At 58.6% G+C, this 24481-nt stretch carries 8 protein-coding genes; 2 read left to right on the forward strand and 6 right to left on the reverse strand.

All coding sequences use genetic code 11. The annotated features are described in order from the left end of the window. Positions 1 to 83 precede the first annotated feature (83 nt). The 3 genes from DES53_RS10275 to lat form a co-directional block, all read right to left on the reverse strand. On the reverse strand, positions 84 to 1328 hold the full coding sequence (locus DES53_RS10275) for a hypothetical protein (protein ID WP_211325512.1): 1245 nt from the start codon (positions 1326 to 1328) through the stop codon (positions 84 to 86). Positions 1329 to 1607: 279 nt separating this feature from the next. Then, complete coding sequence (locus tag DES53_RS10280; RefSeq protein WP_113958182.1) at positions 1608 to 3227, reverse strand: aldehyde dehydrogenase family protein; 1620 nt, start codon at positions 3225 to 3227, stop codon at positions 1608 to 1610. 36 nt (positions 3228 to 3263) lie between these two features. Further along, positions 3264 to 4604: an L-lysine 6-transaminase gene (lat, locus tag DES53_RS10285; protein WP_113958183.1), complete on the reverse strand. Its 1341-nt coding sequence runs from the start codon at positions 4602 to 4604 to the stop codon at positions 3264 to 3266. A 139-nt stretch (positions 4605 to 4743) separates the two neighbouring features. Between lat and plsY the strand changes: the two genes are divergently transcribed. Continuing rightward, positions 4744 to 5394 (forward strand): glycerol-3-phosphate 1-O-acyltransferase PlsY, encoded by a 651-nt coding sequence (gene plsY / locus DES53_RS10290; RefSeq protein WP_113958184.1) that lies wholly within the window; start codon positions 4744 to 4746, stop codon positions 5392 to 5394. Between the two features lie 133 nt (positions 5395 to 5527). Here the strand turns inward: plsY and DES53_RS10295 are convergent, their stop codons facing one another. From DES53_RS10295 to DES53_RS10305, 3 genes are all read right to left on the reverse strand, one after another. Then, a complete protein-coding gene (locus DES53_RS10295; RefSeq protein ID WP_113958185.1) occupies positions 5528 to 6085 on the reverse strand; it encodes a hypothetical protein in 558 nt (185 codons plus the stop codon). A gap of 381 nt (positions 6086 to 6466) precedes the next feature. After that, positions 6467 to 6916, reverse strand: a complete 450-nt coding sequence (locus tag DES53_RS10300; RefSeq protein ID WP_113958186.1) for a response regulator — start codon at positions 6914 to 6916, stop codon at positions 6467 to 6469. 694 nt (positions 6917 to 7610) lie between these two features. Continuing rightward, the gene (locus tag DES53_RS10305; RefSeq protein ID WP_170157000.1) at positions 7611 to 22100 is read right to left on the reverse strand and encodes a beta strand repeat-containing protein; all 14490 of its coding nucleotides are present in this window, start codon (positions 22098 to 22100) and stop codon (positions 7611 to 7613) included. Between the two features lie 1088 nt (positions 22101 to 23188). Here DES53_RS10305 and DES53_RS10310 point away from each other — a divergent pair. Then, complete coding sequence (locus DES53_RS10310; protein WP_113958584.1) at positions 23189 to 24388, forward strand: GDP-mannose 4,6-dehydratase; 1200 nt, start codon at positions 23189 to 23191, stop codon at positions 24386 to 24388. Positions 24389 to 24481: the final 93 nt, after the last annotated feature.

Consider the following 24481-nt stretch of genomic DNA (forward strand, 5'->3'; position numbering starts at 1 on the left):
TTCAATCGATTCCCGCAATCCATGAGTGCCTGTTCGTGCATCATTCGCGGTATACTCACCCGTCAAAGCGCCCGCGCATTGCCTCAATGCACCAGTTGCATACGCGGATCCACCGCAGCAATGATGGCACTCACGGATTTCTGATTGAATCCTTTGAAGCCCCCCTTGCGTTGCAGATTCTCAAGGTGACTGCCGATGGCTCCGTCGCGCACGAAGGTGTCGTACTGCTGCTGGGTGATGAGCCCCTCATTGAGCAGCTTTTGTGCGCGCTCCGGTCGCACCTTCCAGCGCTCGCCCTCGGTGAAGGCTTGCTTGAGGAACGGCAAATCAGAGAACGGCTTCATGGTCTGCACGCCCTCACGCTCCAGCTGGTCCTTCAGCAGTGCGTGATCAAAACGGCACTCCAGATGATGCATGCCCGCTTGGAGGAAACTTTCGCCATGCAGCCCGACCCAAAGACCAATGGTCCCCAGCTTGGCCGATCGCGGCAGCGGCACGCGTGAAAAATCGATCTCCGTTTCCTCCGGCTCCAGGTCCACATCACAGAATGCCACGAGCCCTTCCACCGGCTGTTCCAGAATCTGCGCACCCCACCCGGCCTGCGCTCCGGCGTAGTAGCGCTCGCGACGCTCAAAGCCGAGCTTCTCCAGCGCCTGCATGAGCTGTACGAAATGCTCCCGTGAGGAGCGGAAGGTGTGGTGATCGTGATTTGCCCACCCAAGCCCCAGACGATCCTGCCGCACCTTCTGGATCTGCGCGGCCCGGTTGCGCCCCTGCCAGAAGGTACGCTCCTCCGTGAAGATGGCCGCACAGGCGATGTCACGTCCCGCCAGAGCGATCACGCGGTTCAGCCAGGTCTGGGTGCGGCTCCAACCGATGGCATCGTCATCAAAATTGCGCGGTCGCGTTCTCCACGTCTCGTGCGCGATCAAAGTCGTTGCAGCTTGCCCCGGTACCAGGGTAGCCGGGACATACCCTCGGTAGCCACGCCGTTCGACCACGAGGAGGCGCACATCATTCTCTTCAGAAACCACCGCGGTGCGATAACGGGTAAGCGGCGAGCCATGCAGATTCGAACTGATCCCGTGCGCTGCAAGAAAGTCCGCAATGCTCTCCGCCCGAATCGCCACCGTCACAGGCTCCCCACGATCTGCCAGTAGCACGCGAGGGAGCATCGCCTCCGGATGCCAGAGAGCCGGTGTGCCTTCAGGTGTGTCACCCAGACGATCCAGCGTGTAGCCCGCATGGCGGAATTCGCGAACGTCACTCTCCGGCACCACCAGATGATCCACCCAGTCAATCAGCAGCGTGCCGGTCTCGTCACGCATGCGCTGCTCAAGCGTTGCCAGAAAAGGAGACTTTTCAGAACACGCGCGCAGCACTCCGAGAACTGCATCCTCAGCCTCCTGGCAAAGCGGCCAGTCAAACCGTGTTTCCTTGGAGATATCCGGTGCGGCAATCATCGCTCCATGGGTGGAGATTTGCTCGAATGAAACGTGAATGAGGCTACCCGTTTCAACCTTACCGTTCCACTCCTAAGTATTGATGTATTCAATAATAGTACGAAATCCTATGATTTGAAGATGCATTCAACCCTTTGTTGCAGACTATTTTGCGGGGTCCTCACCAAAGTGAATGCCCTGTGCGAGCGGCATGTCCTTGCCATAGTTGATGGTGTTGGTCTGGCGTCTCATGTAGTTCTTCCACGCATCGGAGCCACTTTCCCGCCCCCCACCGGTGTCCTTCTCACCACCAAAGGCTCCACCAATCTCAGCACCACTGGTGCCGGCATTCACATTTGCAATGCCACAGTCGCTCCCCACCGCACTGAGGAATAGCTCCGCTTCCCGGAAGTCATTGGTGAAGATGGCCGAGCTTAGCCCCTGCGGCACGTCATTGTGCATGGCAAGCGCCTCGTTGAAGTCCCGGTACTTCATCAGGTACAGGATCGGCGCAAAGGTCTCCTCGCGCACAACGGACAAGCCCGCCGTCACAGAGGCAAGACACGGCGTCACATAGCACCCGCCCGGAAACGCATCCTCGCGAAGGAGTTCATCATCCTCAGGGAGGAAGGGACCTCCCTCATCCGCCAGATGTTCGATGGCAAGGACGGTGGCGATATCGCTGTGCAAGATTTTGCCTCCACTCAGCACCGTGCCTCCCTCGCGCTTCAATCGGCGGATGGCGTGAATCATGGTGGCGACGGCCTGACGATTGATGAGCGGGCCCATGAGCGTCGCAGGATCCAGTGGGTCCCCGATGCGCAAATCATGATAGGCACGGACCAGTCGCTCCCGCAGCGCATCTGCCACGGACTCATGCACGATCACCCGCCGGGTGGAAGTGCAGCGCTGCCCTGCTGTGCCCACCGCGCCGAAGAAGATCGCTCGCACCGCGAGCTCGAGATCCGCGCTTGGTGTGACGATCACTGCATTGTTGCCGCCGAGTTCCAGCAGTGTGCGGCCGAGCCGCGCATGCACCTGCTGCGCCAGCTTGTGCCCCATGGCACAAGAACCCGTGGCAGAAATGAGCGGCAGCCGGCGGTCCTCCACCATGCGGGAGCCCACGTCCTCCACACTGCCGCACAGGAGGGTGAAGATGGCGGGATCCACTCCCGTCTCACGACACACCTGCTCCGCGATCCGCGTCACGGCGATCGCGCACAACGGTGTGTGACTGGAGGGTTTCCAGATCACCGAGTCACCACACACCGCAGCCAGCGCCGCATTCCATGACCAGACAGCCACGGGGAAATTGAATGCCGTGATCACGCCGATGATGCCCAGCGGATGCCATTGCTCCATGAGCCGGTGGTTCGGTCGCTCCGAGGCGATCGTCAACCCATGGAGCTGGCGTGACAGTCCGACGGCGAAGTCGCAGATGTCGATCATTTCCTGCACCTCGCCCTCACCCTCCGCAAGGATCTTGCCCATCTCCAGAGTCACCAGTCTTCCCAAGTCCGCCTTATGCACGCGAAAGGCGTTGCCAAGGCGGCGCACAGTTTCACCACGTACGGGCGCTGGCGTCACGCGCCACTTGAGAAATGCCTCCTGCGCACGCGCAATGCCCCGCTCACAGTCTCCAGCATCTGCCTGTTTCACCCGGGCAATGACCTGACCGTTGATCGGTGAAATGCTTTCCACCACGTCGCCATTCCCGCTCCAGGCGCCATCAAAGGCGCCGCCGTTCAACGCGGACAAGCCAAGACGCTGGAGACAGGAATCCATGGCACACAGGGGCACAATGAGAGATCACATCCACAATCACACCACCGCCTGTGGCATGCGCTGGCATTGCTTTTCGAGGATGTCGATGGTCTGAATGATGGCACTCTCCGGCAGATCAAGTGCCGGACGGAAACGGATGGAGCGCTCCCCCGAGCGCAAAGCCAGCAGCCCAAGATCAAACAGGCCGCGATAGAACTCATCCCGCAAGCGCCGCGTGGGCAGGTCGAAGGCAATCATCAAACCCCGGCCACGCACTGCGGTGATGATAGGGTGCACGCCGGCGAAGATACGCAGGGCATCCAGGAATTTGTCTCCGACAAAGGCTGCATGCTCCAGCATCCGCTCCTGCTCGATGAGCCTGAGCACATGGGTGGCACGCACCATGTCCACCAGGCTGCCTCCCCACGTGGAATTGATGCGGCCAGACACACGGAAAACATTGTCCGGCACTTCGTCCAGGCGCGGCCCGGCCATCACACCACAGGCCTGCGCCTTCTTGCCAAAAGCCAGTAGATCCGGCAGCACACCGAAATGCTCGCAGCACCACATCCGCCCGGTGGTGCCTCCGCCCGTTTGTACTTCATCAAAGATCAGCAGGATGTCATACGCATCACACACCTCACGCAGGAGCCGCAGCCAGGAGGCGCGGAAGTGACGATCACCCCCTTCTCCTTGAATCGGCTCAATGATGATTGCAGCAATGTCCTCGTGGCCCCGCTCCACAATGTCGCGCAGCACCGCCTCACATTGCGCCTCCTTGCGTGCCGCATCTTTCTCCCGCTCAGCCTCCTCCAGGGTGAAGTCCAGCGCGGGGGCCGCCACCCGTGGCCAGGGGAACTTCGCAAAGTGCGCCGTCTTCACTGGATCCGTATTCGTGAGACTCAATGTGTAGCCACTGCGGCCATGAAACGCCTGCTCGAAATGCAGGATCGCAGTGCCTTTCTCACCGCGTCCGGCAGCGAGATTCTTCCGCACCTTCCAGTCCATGGCCGCCTTCAGGGTGTTCTCCACGGCCAGGGCGCCACCCTCGATGAAAAAGTACCGCTCCAATGGAGGCAGTCCGGCCACCTCATGGAAGGTGCGAACGAACTCCGCATACAGCGTGGAATACACATCTGAATTGGCTGCCTTTGCCCTGGCAGCCACGAGAAGGTCGCGCTCCACCTCCGGGCGATGCATCCAGGGGTGATTGAAGCCAATGGGCAGCGAACCAAAACATCCGTACAGATCCAGGATGGTCCGCCCCGTGGCGGCATCCACAGCCTGGCAGCCCTTGCTCCTCTCGAGGTCCAACACCATGCCGAACCCGTCCAGTAGGACGTGCCGGCCCAGCTCGCGAAGAGCTTCCGCGGGCGCGATATGCCTGCGAGCACTCATGATAAGGAAAGGATACCAGCCTAACTACCGCACGCAATGCTCGTGGACCGGAAGAAGAAGGGTATTATTTTGAACGCGCGACCACTATTGGGGTCGCTTTTGCCTTGCCCATCCCTCAGCCTCCACGCTACATCCCCTGATGCCTCCACTGCTTCCCACCTTCTGCCTCGTCGCACTCGCCTGGTTCTGCGGGTCGCTACCGTTTGGCTATTGGGCAGGCCGGCTTAAGGGCATCGACATTCGCAAGCATGGCAGTGGGAACATCGGCGCCACCAATGTGATCCGCGTGCTCGGCAAGAAGATTGGCCTCCCCGTCTTTGTGCTGGATGCGCTCAAGGGCTTCGTCCCTGTATTCGTCGCCTCCTGGTGGATGCAGCATCGCGAAGGCACGGACATCAATACTGCCACCTTGGTCGCCGCACTTTGTGCCGCAGCCTCCGTGCTGGGTCACATGTTCACCTTCTGGCTCGGGTTCAAAGGCGGGAAAGGCGTGGCCACCACCGCAGGTGCCATGCTGGGACTCGCACCACTGGTCTTGCTGATTGCGATCATCGTGTGGGTGATCGCCTTCTACACCACACGCTATGTGGCTCTGGCATCCATTCTCGCAGGCTTCACACTGCCCACTGCCGCGGCGATCCTCATGACCATCAATGGCACGTGGAACTATGTGCTCCTCGCCTTTGGCATCGTGATCGCCGTCCTCGTGCTGGTGCGTCACCGGTCCAATATCTCCCGTATGCTCGCCGGCACGGAGAACCGCTTCGAGCGGAAAGAGAAAAAGAGTTGAGTGGCCGATGTGGATGGTAGTCCGCACATGTAGTGCACGGTTGTGTGGTGCCTGATGGTGCCTTGGGGGGATTACAAGGCACTACAGGCTCATGACGTCATGACCGCACACGGAGTGGGCGGACCACCTGGACTTACATCACATCTTCCGCACTGAACCGCGACTGCACACCGTGTAGCGCCGCCGTCTCGAAAAGCCAGAGCAATGGTTCGCGCCCCTTGCCCTCAGTACAGCCATCGATGAGGCAGAATGCGAGGAACAGATCCCAGTCGCGGATGTCTTTCAACAGTCGCGCAAACCTCTCTTCATCATAGGGCCCTCTCTCATCCACTTGCCGCCAGAGGGCAAAGGGCACATCGTGAAACTGCACGATGGCAAGCATGTCGACATCATTGCAGAACTCCGCAAGGAATGCGCAGGCGAGTGACGCATGGCTGCGCGGATCAAGGATGGACACCCCCTTCACGGCTTCCGCTTTGAAGGTGTCATGCGTGTGCACCAGCACCCGCAAGCGCCAGTACTCTTCCTCGGAGACACGCGATTTGAGCCGGGCCAAATTGCCTTCCACTTCGGCGATGTGGGCACGTACGGTGCCTTCCGGATGACCCGGCCTCGCCTTGCCCCAATCGAGATTTGCGAGGTAGCGGGGATCTTGGGTGATGGTTTCAAACAGTTGAACGTAATTGATCATGATAGGTGATGACCACGGCAGGGCCGGGCCTTGGGAAAAAGAAATGCGCGTCACTCCACTCTGGAGGAGCGCTGGGATGCGCCGCCTTTGCTTATGCAGGCAGCAACATCAGGAATTGTAGCACGGGGTCAGGATGAATGAGGGAAGCCTCAGCGTAGCACGGCGTGACACGCTTTCAAGTTTCTCGATGCAGAGTCACCCTCCTGCTCAGGGGATGCGCGTTCCTGGCGTGTCATGACGCCTGACACTTCTTGACGTTTTGTCGCTCCAGAACACAAAGGACTATTCCCTTCACGCCTGGTGCCTTTTTGCCAGAGTGGGCCTGAGACCACCGCTAACCAACCCGGGTTGGCGCAGCATTCCCCTTCCCCAAAATATCAATCACACAAATGCCGCAGGATCACCGTAGGGCATGCGGCTCGTCCCCGTGAGACGCTCGGACAGCAACCCGCTGGCGCGATCGATCAGCTCATTGCACGTAAATGGTTTCGCCAGGAAATGGGACGTGAATTCCCCAGCCGCGTTTGTCAGGGCACCCAAACCAAATCCGCTCATCATGATGACAGGGATACCTGACGTCTTGGGATGCTCCCGGAGACTCCGCAAAGCTCGGAGGCCATTCCCACGGGGCATCATGACATCCAGCACGATGAGTTGCGGATTTTCTGCAACCGCCAGATCCAGTACCGCACTCCCATTGGAGGCGAAAATGAGATGTTCGAAGCCGGCGGTCCGAAACATTTCACCGAGGAGTTCCCGCATAGCAGGTTCATCATCAGCCACAAGAATCTTCTTAGTGTGAATGGGATGGTCTAGATCAGCTAGTTTCATGGGAGGTATGGCGGTTTCGAATAAAGTGTAGTAATTATAAGAACTATAACAAGTCTTATGCTGTAAGGTATTGTTCAAATTTCGTCATAATTACATCCGGCTCCCGTGAGCGTCTCCATTCCACAAGATTCCGACGCCTGAGTCAAGACTCGAGTCCCTACGTAATTTATTCATATTCAACGAACAACATCACTTGGAAAAACGCCGGTCGACGCTTGTTTCCACACGCCAAACCCCGATGAAAATGGGGTTCGCCCGCCCGGTTTGTGCGTCCGCATTCCCAAGGAGGATTTTACGAGACCGCCATCGGATCGCGCAAATTCAGAGCAATTGGAAACCTTGTTGCAGATATTTCAGATGCCCCCACGTGGGTTAGCTCCATGGCTCTGCGATCAGTCCAGGGGAGAATGACGCCATGAAGGTTTCTTCCACGGGCGCAATCTCCAACCGAGCCAAACCCACCAGTCCACAAGGTGCCGAACTCGGTCCTCCAATCGCAAATGTATCGAGGATAATTTTCCCCATACCCCGAACGTCCAATCCCTGCAGCACGCAGGTGAAATTTGACCAGAACCCCCCAGCCAGGCGATGGACGGTAGATGATGCAGGGCTCAGGTGCTGGTAGCCATAGGCCCCCCCTTGCCTTGCGTTTCTTCAGAACGCAAGGGGCCACAGGCACCCTGAAGCACCCGGCTCAGCCTTCCACTCCGTTGGTACCAGCACGCGGACGGCGGCGGCGCAGGCAGAATGCGGCGAGGCCGAAGAACAGCAAGAAAGCCTTGCCAGGCTCCGGCACCACCACAAGCAAGCCGCTGGTGTTGAAGAGCGTCAGGTCGTAGGAAAGACCGGCGCCAAGCGTCGGCAGGGCGAGGTCACCAATCAAACCACCTTGGCGGGAATTCCCAGAGAGAGCCGCGCCATTGTTGAAGTCATTGATCAACACGCTGGTCCAGTCAAAGAGGTCCAGCACGTCGCCAAAGGCTGGCGTCCATCCTTCCACCACAATCTGCCCGCCCTTTCCAAGCGTCAGAGTGCCGCTGACAACGATGGAGTCATGATCGCCAATGGCTGCCCCGTTCCATCCGTTTTCCTGGGAGTTGAGGTAGGCGAGGAGAGTGCCATTGTCGATGTTGGTCTTGATGTTCAGCGCATCGTTGAGCGTGGACGAGGTGACCGTGAGCAGGGCGCGAGTCACAGGAGTGGCAGAGCCGGCCAGCGTGAGGTTCTGGAACGTGAGCGTGCCGTTCTGGTCGCCTGCGCTGCTGATGATATCGACCGTGGAGGATCCGGGCATCACCACGCCCACATTGCTCACTGCACCCTTGTTGCTGGTGATGACCACGGTGCCCGTGATATTTCCCTGACCGCTCACCACACCATCAATCTGGGCGCCACCCGTGACTGCGGTGGCATCAAAGGTCGCTCCGGATTTCACTTCAACCCAAGTTGCATCGGCGATGGAACCTGTCGCTCCCAAAGCCAGGGTTCCCTGGTCGACCTGAACCTTGCCCGTCTGGGTGTTCACTCCGTTGAAGGTCGTGGTACCAGCTCCCGTCTTCACAAAGGGTCCAGAACCACTGATCACACCATTGAAGACCGAGTTACCCGCTCCGCCGGCCGTCATACGCCCATTCAGCACCGTCTTGCCGCCCACCGTGAAGGTCTTGGAGGCATCCACCTCGATGAAGCCACCCGCCGCATTCACCAGCAGACCACGTGTGGCAGCCGTGGCGAACGTATCTGCAACATGCAGGATACCACCGGAGAAGGTGATGTTGTTCGCACCAGTCGCCTCTGAGGTCGGTGCGAGGCCAAGGGCAGCGTCATCAGACACCTTCACACGACCCGCCACCAGTTCCATGCCACCCCAATGGATATTGGCAGGAGCGATGCGGGTGCCGGCAGCAACCGCTTCCGTGGAAAGCAGGATGGTGGTGCCGCTGGTGATCGCAGCGATGGTGGTACCTGAAGGAATGCCCGGGCCGGAGACCGACATGCCGACGTACCAGCCAGCCGTGCTGGCGACCGTCACCGACTTGCTGCCTGCCGTAATGGTCGCAGCCTGTCCTCCGGAGCCAAGTGTGAACTCACCCGTACCCTGCTTCACGATGCGCACGCCTTGTGCGACCACACCAGTGTAGCTGAAGTCCGTGTTGTCCGCTCCCACATTGAAGTTGGTGGCAGTGGTGGCGCCGCTGGTGATGGTGCCCGTGGTGCCAGTGATGCTACCCGTGGTGGTGGTGAAGCCATTCAGGTCCAGCACCCCGTTTGCCTTCATCGTGACATTCTTGGTCGTCGGCAGCGCGTTGTTCACGCCCATCATGAGCACCCCACCCTCGATGATGGTGTTGTTGTAGGTGTTGTTGGCGTTGCTGAGCTGAATCACGTCCGTGCCCACCTTGGTGAGGTTGAAGGCACCTGTGATTTGGCCCTTGATATCCAGCAGGGCTCCCAGGAGGCGCGGGTTAAAGGGATCTGCCACATAGCCATTCTGCTTGCCCATGTCGTAGGCCAGCGTGCCGCTGAAGGGATAGATCTGGCCGAGATAGCTGTCTGCCTGAAGATTGACCGTGATGCCGGTATCCAGAGTACGGATGACGGCCAGGGCATCCAGGTCAGCGGCGAGATACCCCATGAGGGAGCCACCGTTGAGATTGATGGTCTGGGTACCAATTTGGCTCTGGTTGATCTGGAGGTGAACTCCCGCTCCAAGCGTGTAGCTCGCACCACCGCGCGCGCCATTCACCGACCAGCGTTCGATGGAACCATTGCGCTGGATCAGATTGGCCAGCGGATTGAAACCCGCAACGGCGATATCCAGGGCACCTCCATTGTCGACGATGAAGTTCACCGTCGAGGCCCCGAGAGAACCTGTGGCGTGCTCAGCGCGAACGGCACCCTCGTTCACCGTGAAGGTACGGGCACCCGTGAACGAACTTGAAATGTCACCCAGGTACATCACACCATCACCGATTTTGGTGATGCTGTAGAGACCCTGGTTGTTCAGGTTGTTGAAGCGGGCACCCACGGTCGAGCCCATGCCGAGAGTGGTGGTGCTGCCGAAGTTGTTGGCCTCAATCTTGAAGATGAAGTCATCATCAAGGGTGACGTTGCCAATGTTGCTGATGGTGCGGCTGTTCTCATTGGTAACCTGCAGGAAACCCGGCTGGAGACGCTTGGTAGTCCCCGTGGTGGTAAGCAGCACATTGCCAATCTGGATCTGGCGGTCGCTCGGGGCGAAGAAGCGCAGGTGACCGGCATCCACCACGGTAATGGTCCCATGACTGAAGGTCGAGAGCGTGGTGTCCCCGGAGAGGTTTTGACTGCCGTTCTGGGTGGCAAAGGAAACTGTCGGAAGACCCAGCGTATCCGAAGCCCCCTGGAATCCACCATTGAGAATGATCTGGTTGGTTCCATTGATGCCCGCGCCATACACCGTATCGAATTCCAAGGTGCCCTGATTGACGATCCACTTGCCCGCGAAGGAGCGCTGGTCCTGGGCGATGCGCACTGAGCCACCGCCAGACTTCACGAAGTCCGTCGCAGTGATCTGGCCATCCAGGTTCGTGACGCTCTGCACGGAATACACATAAGCCACACCCGGTGTGTTCGCGGTTCCGAACACCAAATTGGCGCGAATGGCGTTTTCGTTGTTGCTGGTATTGAGGATGAGACCTCCAGAGCGGATTTGAATAGTGGTGAAGGTGTTTGTAGCATCTTGCACCAAGGCAGTCGTGGTACCCGCACCACCGAATCGCAATGCGAGAATGTCCAGGTTGCTCGTGAGAGTCATCACGGCGTTCTGGCTGATGTCGAGAATCTCCGTCCCATTGTTCAGGAAGGGAGAGTTCGTGCCAAAAGTCACTGCGCCACCCGTAATGACTGTGATGCCACTGGCGGTGTTCGTCGCACCCGCACCAATCGTGCTTCCCGACGTGAGGCGCTGATAGGTGGTTCCAAACGTGGTTCCATTGGTGAACAACGTCTGCATTCCATTGGTCGAGCTGTAGCGCATCCACTGGTTGTCACTGGCGCTCACCAGGTAGGGGTTGAGCATCACCGCATCATTTGTCAGGGAGTAGTGACCCGTGCCACTTGGCGCCCCCCAGTTGCCATTTCCTGCGGTGCCGACTCCGGCCGTGACGATGAAGGTTTCAGCCCCCGCAACGTTCGAAACACGAGTTTGAGCCGCAGCACCAAGGTTGTTGGCGTTGTGGGTGAAGCGCACCATTCCATAGTTGGTCGCAATGCGGTTCAGGCTTGCTGCTTCGAGAAGTGCATTGCCGTTGGTGTTGTTGCGCACCACACGGATTTCATTCATGCGGTCAAAATTGATGGCGCCTACCAGCTCCATGTTATTCAAGCTGTTGCTGTTGTCCAAGCCCGAGACTTCGACCGTGGAGCCATTCATGTTGATGGCCGTCGTGTCACCCCACTTGCCGCCCTGAGCTTGAGTCAGCGTGTTTCCATTGTTGAAGTCGAATACCAATCGGGAACCGGGATGGAATACATAGACGTTGTCATTTGTGTCCACCGACGATCCAACAGCCGAACCCAAGCTTCCACGGAACTGAACGCGACCATAGACGTCCACTTGTCCCGTGCCGAAGGGAGTAATCGTGCCAGCCGAGGCGCCACCACCAACCGTGGTCTGCAGGCCATTCAGCGTGGGAGCGCCAGCGCGGTCACGTCCAATGGCCACCACGGTACCGCCGCCGTAGTTGTTGCTCGCGGCAATTTCCACGGCACCACGGCCGTTGACGGTCCATGGCTTGCCGACTTGCACGGCGGCATTAACGCCCGTCAGCAAGTTTGCGGTGCTCAGCGTGAGAGTACCGTCCCCACCGCCGAGGCGATAAACACCGGTGTTGGAAGCACCATAGAGAGTCGTGTCCGCAGCACCCGCACCGAGTGAAGCCAGATTGTAAGTGCCACTGATCTGACCACCGCCCAAGTACCAGTAGCCACCAAACACGTTGGCCATGTTGATGAGGGCGCCACCGTACGTGCCTTCCAGTCCAAGGTTGCCTCCATTCGTTCCAGTGCCTGCCCCACCCACGGCGCTGCCATCGGCATTGCCCGTGAAGATGCTCGCCGCATTCAGGTGATTGCTGAAGGCATCCGTGCCGGAGGTGCCTCGCAGCACAATGCCTGCCTGTGCCGTGCTGTTGGACATGAAGTACACCAACTGGTTCGGGTTGTACGTCGCGTTTCCATTGGCGCGGGCCACAATCCAGGCACCGGGCATGACGCGGATTTCACCCCCATTTGAGTAGGTGTCCGTGGCCGTCTCCGCACGAAGGCCGCCCTGATAGACGTTGATATCACCAGTGAACGTGTTGGCAGCAGTGCCGCGGTTGAAGGTGAGGTTGCCGAAGCCGGTCTTGTGGAGGTTGCCGCTTCCCGTAAACACGTTGGCTGCATTGGCGCTGCCGATGACCAAACCACCGCGAATCGTGGTGCCCTGATCATTGTTCACGAAGAAGTTGGCATTGTCATAGATGGCAAGGCCACCCATCCACTGCATGTTCGCGCTGTTTGCCGGGCTGTTGAAGGTGATGACGGCGCTGTTCTGCGTCTGGAAGATCGTGCTCACCGCACCCAGTCGCATCAACCGCGTGGCCCCTTGCACACTGAAAGTCGAGTTGCCACGGACGACGATGTGGTTGCCAGTGCCGGAGGCGTAGTTCAGCGTATCTGTGTTGGCGCCATTGATGAGCAGCGTGCCGCCGTTCACCTCCAGTGAGCCACTGCCCAGGAAGGTGGCTGTAGCGCTACCGGTGCCATTCAGTCGAAGCGTGCCCGCATTGAGATAGGTGCCACCGGAATAGGTGTTGCCGGCATTACTCAGCCAAAGCGGGCCACCACCGGTCTTCACCAGACTTGAGCTGCCCGAGACTACCCCTGCGAGGATGACGTCATGAACAATATTGGTGCCATTGTTGACATTGAAGTTGGTGGTCTTTGTGTTCAGCGCAATCGGACCAGAGATGGTGAGATCGTAGTCATTGCCATGGGTGAACTGGATGATGGTCCCCTCACTTCCAGCTCCCTGCACGGTCAGCCCACCGCCAATGGTCACCATCGAGGCAGAGCTGGTTCCGTTTGCGCGGTCCGTGCTGATTTCCACGTACGGAACCGCCTGGGTGGAAGTTCCGATGACAATGTTGCGTGAAGTGACCGTAGCGGTGCCTACCGTACGGAGTTCCAGTCGTGGCAGAACGTTGGCCGCATTGTTGTTGTTCGTGCCGAGCAACACGATGTTCGTGCCCGATCCGCCCGTGGGATTGACCGCACCCGAGTTCCAGAAATTGGTACCATCACCAGCGGAGTTATAGATGTTCAAGGTGCCGCCGTTGAGGACGATGTCACCGTTGATGGTATTGTTGCCGGACAAAACGACCTGCGAGCCTGACACACCATTGATCGAAAGCACGCCACCGGTCGTGATGTTGTTGCGGATCCACTGCTGGAACCCGCCAACCGCCCAGATGTAGGCATCTCCAGTGAAGGCAAACGTTCCAGCGGCAGCACTACCCTGGGTGGTACTCTGGAATCCAGTGAAGGTGGCGTTCGCACCGTTGTTGAAGATCACACCTCCGCTGCCAATGTTGAGGGTATAGGCGCCTCCAGAAGACATGCCTACTCCCGCGCGCAGGGCAAACACATTCGAAACACCCACCGAGGTCACCGCATTTGTCGTGAGGTCCACGAAATCTGTGGAGGTACCCGTGGTCCATGAGGCCGTGGTGCTGGTGACATTCGGGGCAACCGGAATGAAGCCCAGCCCGTGCGTGTAGGTGAGGAATGTGTTGCTGTTGCTGTAGAAGTAGCGAGGCGACACCATGGAAACTCCATTTGTCAGGGTTCCCACGCTAGCCGGTGCATTGGCCAGATTGGTGAAGACAAACCGGGTGTGAGCAGTGCCGGAGCCGCCGGTAGGTTGCGCCGTTCCCAAAGCAGCGCCGGTGATGCGCAGCGTGTCGCTGGCGCTGTTGAAGACAATGCCGGAGGAGCCAATTTCCAGGATAACGGCAGCATTGGTGTTTGGAGTGAGGACGATGTCCGACAGACCCAGAATCGTAAGGCCACCGATCACTTCGTGGGTATCGCGTTGGTTGAAGCTCCTCAAGTCAAGCGTGGACCCGGGAAGGATGAGCATCGCATTATCCTGGAACTTATTAGTGAGATTGGCCGGGTTGATGCCAGTGCCAGTGGAGGTGTCGGCAAGATAGTTGCCGGCGGTATTCACCTGGCTGGTGAAGCCGGAGATGTAGTCAAAGCTCAGGTAGGAACCAATGCGGAGCGTGATCGGCACCACATTAACGCCAGCGTCGTCGGTAGCCCGACCGGCTCCAATGAACTCCAGGCGGCCGTAGTTCTCAATGCCGCTGGTAGCGAGGTCGCCATAGACCCGCAGGATATTGGCTGGCGTCTGGCGATAGTTGGAGTTTTGCGGAGCTCCACGGAAAATCGTGGTGGCTCCGGTATAGTTTTGGTCAGCATCGAGAAGCACGATGGCATTGCTGTTGATGCTGTTGGTGGCTCCGAACTGTGCACCGCTCTGGCCAATCTGGAGGCGATTGTCGCCAGTGAGGGTATTGGTGCGGTTGAAGATCAAAGAACCGGCATTGGTTCCGTAGAATCGGTACATCTCACCAATACCAGCACCGAGCACCGGGTTGTCATAGACGGCGTCAGTCACGGCGGAGAGACCCCACGTACCACTACCGAGCTGCTGGAGATTGATCTCATTCGTCCAACGACCGACGTTGGTATTGTTGGTCGTAGGACCAAGGAGGAACGCCAGTGAGCCCCCGGTGGTCGAGCGAAGATTATAGCTGGAAAGCGCTGCGTCATGCATGACCTCCACCTGGGTCTGGTGGCCTCCCATGCCGGCAGACCGCACGAAGAGGAGCTGGCCTGCATTCAGGTTGGTCTCAGCAAGGCGAATGGTGTTGATGGCGTTGGCGTTGTTGAACGAGTTCATCCAGATATCACCCGTGCCCAGCTTCGCCGTGCTGTTGTAGGTGAATGTAGCGGCAGAAGGGGTTTCCTCGTAGCTGTTTGACCACTGGCCGCGCTGTCCAAACCGGATGCTGCCCAAGGAGGCCACCGTGCCACCCGCGAACGTGGTGTTTGCATTGACATTGAGGCCGGCACCGCCCTGCTTATTGAGGGTGTTGTAGTTCCCGCCGTCCGAGATATTGGCACCTGTACCGATGGCCAGGTCGCTGCCAATGTTCAGGTTGGCATTCTCTGTCATCGTGAGCACGCCGTCGACCTGGAGCACGATGGTGTTGCCGCTGCCGGTGGTCAGGGTGAAGCGGTTGACCGACACATTGTTGACGCTGACCGTCTTGTTGGTGTAGTTGGTCCCCCCCAGGAGACCGCCATCGGTGTTGATGGTGCCTGAAAGCACATTGTTGATGTTATAACCGGTGCGAAGGGTGTGAGCATTGCTCGACACATCTCCAGTGTTGTAGCGCAAGTCCAGGGTACCGCCCCGGATGTTGAAGGTAGTGCCACTTGCCAGGGCGCTCTGGGTCTGCACGGCGAAGGTATCGCCACTGGGCAAGACCATTGCCGCACCATCAGACGCATGAACCCTCAGGGTGCCCTGATCCACAAAGATGTTCGTGGGGGTGTCGTTCCCCAAGGAGCCCGTCAGCAGGTTGGTCAGTTCAAGAACTCCAGTACCGGTTTTCAACAACGTGGAATTTGCGTCGGCGACCAACTGTCCGGAGAATACGGTGCTGCTGTTGTCGTTTCCAACAATGAGCCTGTTGGCACCGATGTCGATCGTGCCTTGGCCGGCCAGTGAACCAATGATCTGGTCGTAGCCTGCGGTGCTCATGTCGAAGGTGGCGCCTGCGGCAATCTGCAGGCCGCTTGCCTGGTTTTTCAGGTTGATGGAGAACTGGCCAAGGATGTTGGCCGCCCCTGCCTGGAGGGTGCCGCCCGCCACCGTGGTAAGGCCGGTGTAACGATTGGCCCCGCTCAGAATCAATGTACCGTCACCCGACTTCGTCAGGCCGGTGTTGGTGAGTGTCGCAGCGGAGTTGGTGCTGTCGATGCTGGCGATGCGTGCGGAGATCGTGGAGGTGTTCCCACCGCCGACGAAGACATTCATTTCCGAGCTGCCCATGTGCAGTTCGCTGTTGCCAGTGCCAGTGATGTCCGCGCCACTGTTCAAGATCAGGCCGCTGACCAGATTGGTAGTGACAGCCTGGTCACCGATGTTCACCCTAAAGCCACCTAGGTCGATGTCGCCGAACGTGAGCAGGGAGTAAACATCCTTCGAGCCCGTGAGCGTGGTATTCGGGTTGTTGGCAAACACCGTGGTTGAGATGGTAGAAAGGGTAGCGAAATCGCCCTGGGTAATACCGGCGGCGTAGGTCGCCCCCACTATGTTGCCGGCGATCACGGACATAAAGTTGCCCGCGGTGTCGGTGCCGCTGCTTTGCAGGATGATGTAAGGTGCTATGATACCATTGCCAAAGTTGGCCCCGGACGGTGCGTTGGTAATTCTAAGGACCTCCCCCCCGCCGAAATCGCCGACTTGTGGGACAACCACCAACGTGCCGCGTCCCGAGCGTGCGCCCAGCGAGCCAACCGTGAACTCCGTGGCGCCCCCCGCCGTGGCATCAATAACCAAGCGTCCCCCGTAGTTATTGCCTCCAACCACCAGCGATCCCGTATGCGTTGTGGCCGTGGCGGAGGCGAGGCCGGTAAGCTTGAGAGTTCCACCACCAATCACAAAATTGTTCTGGGCGTGGCCAAAGGGAGAGCCTGAAGCTTGCGCCACACCCTCAAAAATACCGCGTTGCACGGTATTGGTTACTGCCGCGGCCGAGCCGTAGGTATTGACGTTGTTGAACACCACTCTGCCACTGCCTATTTTCTGGATGCTATTCACACCCGCATTACCCTGGCTGATGATCCCGGAGAAGGTGGTGGTACCCGCAGCGTCGAAGTTAGCAAGGAATGGGGTCACCGTAAGTCCTCCGACTGCAGCGAGATTGAAGTTGCCACTGAACGTGGAGTTTCCGCTGAGACCGCCGATGACGTTGGTATTGACCGCACCTGTCGTGATGGACAGCGCATTGCTCACCGTGATGCCTGAGCCCAAGAGGAGCGATCCGGAACCACCGGTGAAGGAGATGCCTCCCGTACCGGCTGCGCTGTTATTCGTAAGCAGCAAAGTCCCGATTTGTGCCTGCAAGCCACCCTGGAAGGTGTTGGCTCCCGAGAGTTCCAGCACGCCACGACCGGTCTTGATGATGGCAGAACTGGTGTTCCCGCCACCGATGACGCCGCTTTGATTGTAGTATCCGGCCTGAATATCGTAGCTGAGATTGAATCCGTTCGCCAGAGTGACAGCTCCCGTGCCATTCACCGTGGTGTTGTCAAAGGCGCGCACAGAGAGGACGCGAGATGCGACCGTGGGATTGATGGCGCTGCCAAAGGTAACCGTGGAAGAAGCGGCTCCACTGTTATTCAGATTTCCGAACACCAGCGTCAAGTTGCCCCCGCTCAGGGCCACGGGGCCGAGATTGAGTGAGTAGGCGTTGGCATTCGAGCGCGCCATCACCGTCGTTGCGGTCGTGACAGTGGTGGCAGGTGCGGTGAAATTGGATGGATTGGTCAGCACAAGGGAGCCACCGTTCAGTTCCAACGTTCCCCCAAGTGTGGTGCTGTCGGGAGTGTCAAAGATCAGAGTGCCCGCTCCTGCCTTCTGCAGGCCAGCAGCAACGCTTACTGCGCCCGTGATGCGCGCGAAATTCCCGCTCACATTGATGATCGCCTGGTTGGCACCAGTCGTGGTGAGACTGGAGAACAGCATGCCGCCGTTGTTCACCCCACCATCGGCAATGGCCAGGGTAACGGCTCCTGCGGTGGCATCCATGCTCAGCGCGCCAAATTGCACGAACTGGTTGCTGAAGTTACCCGTGCCGCTGTCATGCCGCAGCGTGCCGCCACCCACGCCGACATTGATGTTCTTGGTGGCAAAGCTGTCGTTGATGTGTTCGTCATCAAATCCGGCCAGACCGCTTTCATTCAGGATGCGGAGTGTGCCTCCACGGAAGGTGATGTTCGTTCCGGTGCCCAGGTACGAACCCTCTGCGACGTTGAGGATGCCACCCGCACCGATGCTCACCGTGCCTGAGAAACCGTCCTGGTCGCCCGTCATCCAGACCACGGAGTTGTTTCCGATATTGGAGAGAGCAGCGTTGTCCTCCGCGCCGATGTACAAAATACCGGAACCGGAAAGCACGTTTTCATTCACCCTGAGCGTGCCTGCCAAGTTGTTGGCAGCTGCGCCGGCGTCGAGACCACCGCCGAGGCGGTAGTTTCCACCAAACCCTGCGCTAATTGGTCCCGCAATCGTGCCGCCAGCGGCCGATGCACCAATCCATACGCGCACGTTACCAGCGGCGGCATTCGTACCGCCCACCCCTCCGATGAGATCCTGATTCAGCGTCAGGCCATCCAGCGAAATGAGGAACTTGCCTCCCGCGGTGTTGGCGAGGCGGATGTTCATGATGCCTGTCCCCGTGGTGCTGAAGCCCAGCATGCGGTTGCTGTTGCTGTTGCCACTAAAGCCGGTGCCCAAAGACAGTGACTGCGTTCCTGTAGTGTGAACGGGAAGGTTGAAATTGAGGACCTGGTTTGACCCGAGATTCGAAGGTCCATCCAGCTTGATTCCGCTGTCGGCGGTTACTGTAGAACTGAACGAGATATCGTTGCCAACGACGTTGGCGCCCGCCACACCATTGCCCTTCAGGTGGATGTAGCCGTCATTGATGACCGTGCCACCCATGTAGTTGTTGTTGGCATTGGTAAAGATCGCAATGCCATTGCCGGCTTTGGTGTATCCACCATTGGTGATGACTCCGGCGAACTCCGTGAATACTCCATTGCCGTCACTGGTGACGGTGCGCGTGGTGCCGCCCAAATCGATGGTACCAGAGAGAATCAGCGGATGGCCGTGCACCGCGCCGCCGATGGTGGAGTTGGCCGTCAGCAGAACATCATTGGAAATCGCGCCACGAAATCCAAAGCCAGTTTCCAGGCCGCCGCCGTTCATCACAATCTTGGCGCTGCCCAATGCTCCAGCACTGCCCACGGTGAGGAACCCAGAGTCCACCTGAATGCGATCCGTCGCGGCAAAGGTATTGTTGCCCATGAGCGCCACACGACCCGTGCCGGCAGAACTGGCGTGCGCGATACGAAGGCTGCCACCCGAAATATTCCCCATGATTTGAGCCGTCGCGCCCGTGCTGACCGTGCTGGCGGCAACGATGGAAGCAATGCCCCCCGTGGGTGCATTGAGAGTGATGTTTCCCGTCAGGATATGGCGCCCGGTGCCGGTGGCGTCACCGAGGGTCAGGGTGTCGTAGATGGTGATGTTGTTCTGGATGACCAGGGCAGTGGCGCCCGTGCTGGCGAGCGTGCCATTCACGACGGAGATGTTGTTGGACGAAGGCAGGCTCAGCGAGGTGCCGTTCAGGCCGGGAGTGAGGCGGATGGTGCCCTGGTTGAGGTAAACGCCGCCAGTGAAACTGTTGGTTCCAGTGAGATTGAGCACACCAATGCCGGATTTCACCAGGGAGAGGGCTCCGGTGCCGTTGTTGGTGATGTTCGAACTAATGGTCAGCGGATTTGCTGCCGGGGAGTTGATGGTGACAATCAACTCGGCTGGCGAATCAGCTGCGGCGCCCGCCACCAACGTGCCTCCCGTAATGCTGCCACTTTGACTTCCGCTCACGAGGATGCCGCCGCTTCCCACGCGAAGGGTATTCCCTGTTCCAATGTTCAGTGTCGCCGGGGCGGCGTTCTGCTGAATATTGACGGAGTTTACCGTGCGGCTGACGGACATGTTCGCCGTGCCTGTGGTCAACTTGAGGTTTTCATCCGAACTCCAGTTGATGTCTGAGGTGCTCGTCTCATAATCCGCCGCCTGCATGGCGCGCACGGAGCCTGCCGTGGCGCCGGTGTCATAAATGGCGAATTCATTGCCAGCGATGGCCCATCCGCCGATGAAGTAGCGATTGGCAATGGGCGCGCCGTTGAGAGAGACCGCCGGGAGCGTGGTCGGGGCCGCGCCGTTGACATTGGTCAACACCAGGCGGTTCAGGGCGTCATTGCCCACGTTTGTACCGGTGAAGTTGACCGTGGCGCCGGCGGACCGCGTCAAGTTGTCGATGGTAAGGGTCGAAGTGCCGATGCCTACAGCCACGTCGGTGAGGATGGTGTTGGCACCGCGGTTGAGGCTTACGGTTCCCAATGCTTCCGCATAGACCAGGTCTGCAGTGGCGCCGTTGTCGAAATCGAGGATGGCTCCATTCATGGTGATGGTCGCAGCATCATTCACCCTGGTGGAGCTGTTCGCGGTGGCATCACCATTGGCGATCCTGAATGACGCTCCACTATGAATGGTGATGGAACTCACCGCAGCCAGCACCTCGCCATTGCCAGCGGATGCAGCGGTACCGGCCGCGAACAGGCCCTGCACGATCGAGAGGTTGCCACTCCAAGTGGAGGTGTGATTGCCCTGAATAAATACCGATCCAATGCCCACTTTAATCAAGTCGCCAGAACCCGAAAGTGCGCTCTGTGCGAGAGTCGTTCCAGCACCGATCTGGAAGATCTGATTCTGCATGATGTCGAGGGTAGACGTGGTCCCTGCTGTGAGAGTGACACCACGATTCGCAGCCAACGGGGTCTGGACCGTCGCATTGATGGCCAAGGTGCCGCCCGACAGCGTGAGGAAGCTCGCATTGAACGCTACGGGTGCCGTGCCAAACACGTTCTCATTCGTGGCTGCCGTCATGTTGAACTGAAGGACGCCGTTATTGATTGTCCAGCCGGTGACGGTGGTATTCGCCGTGGTTCCGGAGCCGATGGAAAGACGGCCATTGCCTTCTTTGATGAAAGAGCCGTTGGAGATGACGCCGGTAATGGCGTCGGCATTGGCGTTGATCAGCGTGGTCGGCATGCTGTTGTTCACCGTGATGGTGCGGGCGCCGCCTCCCAGGTTGAACGTGCCGCTGATGGTAGTCAGACCGTCGTAGCTCCCAGTCAGGGCATTGCCACCGATTGTCAGATTTCCATTAAGCGTGAAACCATTGCTCAAGGTACGCGCCGTGTCTGACGCCAGGGTGACACCGCCAGCACCCACGGTCACGGTGCTTGTGCCCAGCGCAGCATTGGCTCCCGCGACGACCGTGATGCCACCGCTGAGATTGGTGCCCCCCGCATAGGTATTCGCCCCGCGAAGGTGCAGTGTGCCGGGGCTGGACAGCACGAGGCCACCATTGGAGACCACACCGGTGATGAACTGGTTCCCCACCGCAGTGATGGTCCTGTTCGCTCCACCCAGGTTCACCGTGCCACCCAGCATGACGGAGCCGGTTCCCGACGCCCCGAGGGTGAAGTTTCCACCGACTGTGATGGCGTTGCTCAGGGTACGGGTCGCCGCGGAATCCGACTGGAGCACCACAGGTCCCACCGAATTGATGGTGACCGTGCCCCTCCCAAGGGGGCCAGAAGTGATGGTGGAACCGGCCAGGCCGCCCACGGTGCTGGAACCCAACAAAATCGTGCCGGCACTCAGCGTCGTATTCCCCGTGTAAGTATTGGCGCCTGAAACAAAGAGACTGCCGTTGCCGGTCTTGGTGAGTCCGCCAGCGCCGGAGATAACCCCCGTCAGGTCCAGACGTCCCGCGGCAATCGAGAGCCCCAAGGAGTCCGCAAGGGTGATGTTGGCGCTGATCGTGTCCGTGGAAACCGAAGTCAGAGCCTTGTTCAACTGCGCGGCCACGCCGCCGTTGTTGAAGATGAGGGAACCGCCCTCGCCGCCAGCAATGGTGATGCCATGGCTGCCATCCACATCGCCCAGATTCAGGATGCCTAGCGTGGTAGGCGCGTTCAGCAGAATGACTTGGTTGCCCAGAATATCGATGTTGATGTTGGCTGTGTCTCCCGAAGCATTCGGGATGGAGTTCAAAATGAATGGGCTGGCGTCCGTCCCAAGACCTGTCACACCCCAAACGGGAATGCGCGGGAAATTGGCGTCACCATAGTTGGTGTCATACCAGTAGTAGGTGCCGCTGGCAGTGGGTGTCCAGGTGCCGGTAGCGGCCTCCGACGGTGGTGCCAACTGCAGGAATGTCGCCAAGGCAATCAGGAGGCCTAATGCGAAAAATGACCGGCTGGAGTGGTTCATACGGGAAATGGACGGGCAGGTGTGTGCGTGAAAAAAACTCGCAGAGCGAGAAAAGCGCGCCCGAATCGGGCGCGCTGTGCAAGCGGCAGGCCTCAGTGGCCGCCTCAGCATGGGAGAAATGGGAGCAAAGGATTCAGTGCGGATGCTACAAACACCAATTTCAGCAGAATCTTGGTTTCTGTCCAAGCAAATTGCTTAGACAACGGTAAGTACTTTGCATGTATGCTGTTTGCACGAATGCAAGCATCTGAGCATTCAAGTTTTGCCGGTAGAATTGCGGTTCTTTCTCGATACCAATTCCACCCGACCCGAACCATAACATACTCACTATAAATCCATTCGACGCCAAGACGCCCCCGCAGAACGGAGCCACTCCACAAATTTTCTCGCTTAAGATTATCCCCTAGATTTCTGTAATTACGTTATACAACAAATCCTAGGGAGAGGTACTGAATACCCACTATAATCGCGGTTATGGCAATTCTAAACGGCCCCATTAAGACGTCATGAAAACTTCCTCCGACCGCGCCAAAAGGGCAAATCAGTTGCAATAAAAGTGCATATTTCCTCCATTCTTCACCCTAACTTAGGGAAAAGAATGCCATCAAATCCATCAAATAATGGGACGTCAAATGGGCCATGCGCGGTCCGGCCGTCGCTTCCCCGTGGTGCTTTGTTGAGCTGATCCACCAAGCCTGAGCCTCGGTTTTAGAATGCATCCGCATGGGCGTTCCGTAACCCCCATCCACATGCAAGGAACTCGAGGGTCCCATTTTTCCGATGCAATAGCATATGTGTGAGGCCATAATAGGAGACCCGGCTCGAGCCACTTCTCCACCAGTGATCCCCATTGCATCAGGGAACCACGCTGTCGCATGCTGCGGCGCGGGCAGGCTGCTCGCTCCCTGCACATGCACCTGCACATGCCCCTGACAGCGATGCTCTCTGCGAGAAACGAAATCCTTGCGGCACGATGGCCCATTCTGGATGATGCATGGTAGCCGGTGATTCACTTCAAGACATCCCCCACCAATCCCGCCATGAAAAAAGCATTGATCAGCGGTATCACCGGTCAGGATGGATCCTACCTGCTCGAGCATCTGCTTGCGGAAGGGTATGAAGTGCATGGCATCGTGCGGAGGGCGAGTTCCTTCAACCGCTCACGCATTGAGCATCTGAGGACCAACCCGGACGTCTACGATCGGCTGCTCTTCCTCCATTACTCGGACCTCACCGATGGCACCTCACTCAGACGCATCTTCAAAAAGGTCCAACCCCGCGAGTTTTATCATCTCGCGGGCCAGAGCCACGTGGGCTTGAGCTTTGAAATTCCGGAGTCCACTTGCGAGGAGGCTGGCATGGCCATGCTCACCATCCTGGAGATTTGCCGGGACATGGACAATCCCCCGCGCATCTTCCACGCCGCATCTTCAGAAGTCTTCGGCTCCTCCTCGAAGACGACCGAGCATGATGAAAACTCCCCCTTCCGTCCGGTGACTCCATATGGCTGTGCCAAGGCATTCGCGGCCAATCTCTGCCGCGTCTATCGCGACTCCTACGGATTGTTCATCTCGAATGGCATCATGTTCAATCACGAGTCTCCGCGCAGAGGCGAGAACTTCGTGACCAAAAAAATCGCCGCCAGCGCGGGTCGCATTGCGGCAGGCTCTCAGGAGGTGCTGGAGCTCGGCAGTCTCGATACCACGCGCGACTGGGGTTACGCACCGGAGTTCGTACGTGCCATGCGCACGATGTTGAATCAGGCCAAGCCAGACGACTTCGTGCTTGGCACCGGCACCTCCATGTCGGTGCGCGAGTTTGCCATCGAGGTTTTCTCTGCACTCGGCATGAAGATTGCCTTTGAAGGCAGGGGTCTGCAGGAGTGCGCTCGCGATGTGCTTACGGGACGCACGGTCATCACCGTACACCCTCGCTTCTATCGTAGCTTCGACCCGAGCTGCCTGCAGGCCGGCATTGCCAAGGCCCGCTCCGTGCTCGGTTGGAATCCCACTGTCACTGGACGCAGCCTCGCTGAACTCATGGCACTGGCGGAGTACAAGGCAGACATGCAAGCCTCCTATCAGACGACAACTGCTGAGGAGGACGGTGGTGAGCACCAGAGCCGTCGCCACGTCCCCTCCACGAAAGGCAGCACGTTCCAAAAGCCCAAGTCATCCAACATCACTGATGGTGATCCCACGCCGCATCCCTTCCTCGAGAAAGCAGGATCCGGAGTGTAACGACGACTGTGCGGCACCTTTTTGCAGCCTGCAGGTCAGTGAAAGTGATCATGCAGACCCTGCCGCCATCCTTCCAGTACTTCACCTTTTTCC

This window comes from Roseimicrobium gellanilyticum, from assembly GCF_003315205.1.
GTDB classification, from domain to species: domain Bacteria; phylum Verrucomicrobiota; class Verrucomicrobiia; order Verrucomicrobiales; family Verrucomicrobiaceae; genus Roseimicrobium; species Roseimicrobium gellanilyticum.

Excerpts from the sequence above, each read along its gene's own strand:
- plsY (WP_113958184.1), top strand. The coding sequence starts at position 4,744 with ATGCCTCCACTGCTTCCCACCTTCTGCCTCGTCGCACTCGCCTGGTTC.
- DES53_RS10280 (WP_113958182.1), bottom strand. The coding sequence starts at position 3,227 with ATGGATTCCTGTCTCCAGCGTCTTGGCTTGTCCGCGTTGAACGGCGGC.
- DES53_RS10275 (WP_211325512.1), bottom strand. The coding sequence starts at position 1,328 with ATGCGTGACGAGACCGGCACGCTGCTGATTGACTGGGTGGATCATCTG.
- DES53_RS10295 (WP_113958185.1), bottom strand. The coding sequence starts at position 6,085 with ATGATCAATTACGTTCAACTGTTTGAAACCATCACCCAAGATCCCCGC.
- lat (WP_113958183.1), bottom strand. The coding sequence starts at position 4,604 with ATGAGTGCTCGCAGGCATATCGCGCCCGCGGAAGCTCTTCGCGAGCTG.
- DES53_RS10300 (WP_113958186.1), bottom strand. The coding sequence starts at position 6,916 with ATGAAACTAGCTGATCTAGACCATCCCATTCACACTAAGAAGATTCTT.
- DES53_RS10310 (WP_113958584.1), top strand. The coding sequence starts at position 23,189 with ATGAAAAAAGCATTGATCAGCGGTATCACCGGTCAGGATGGATCCTAC.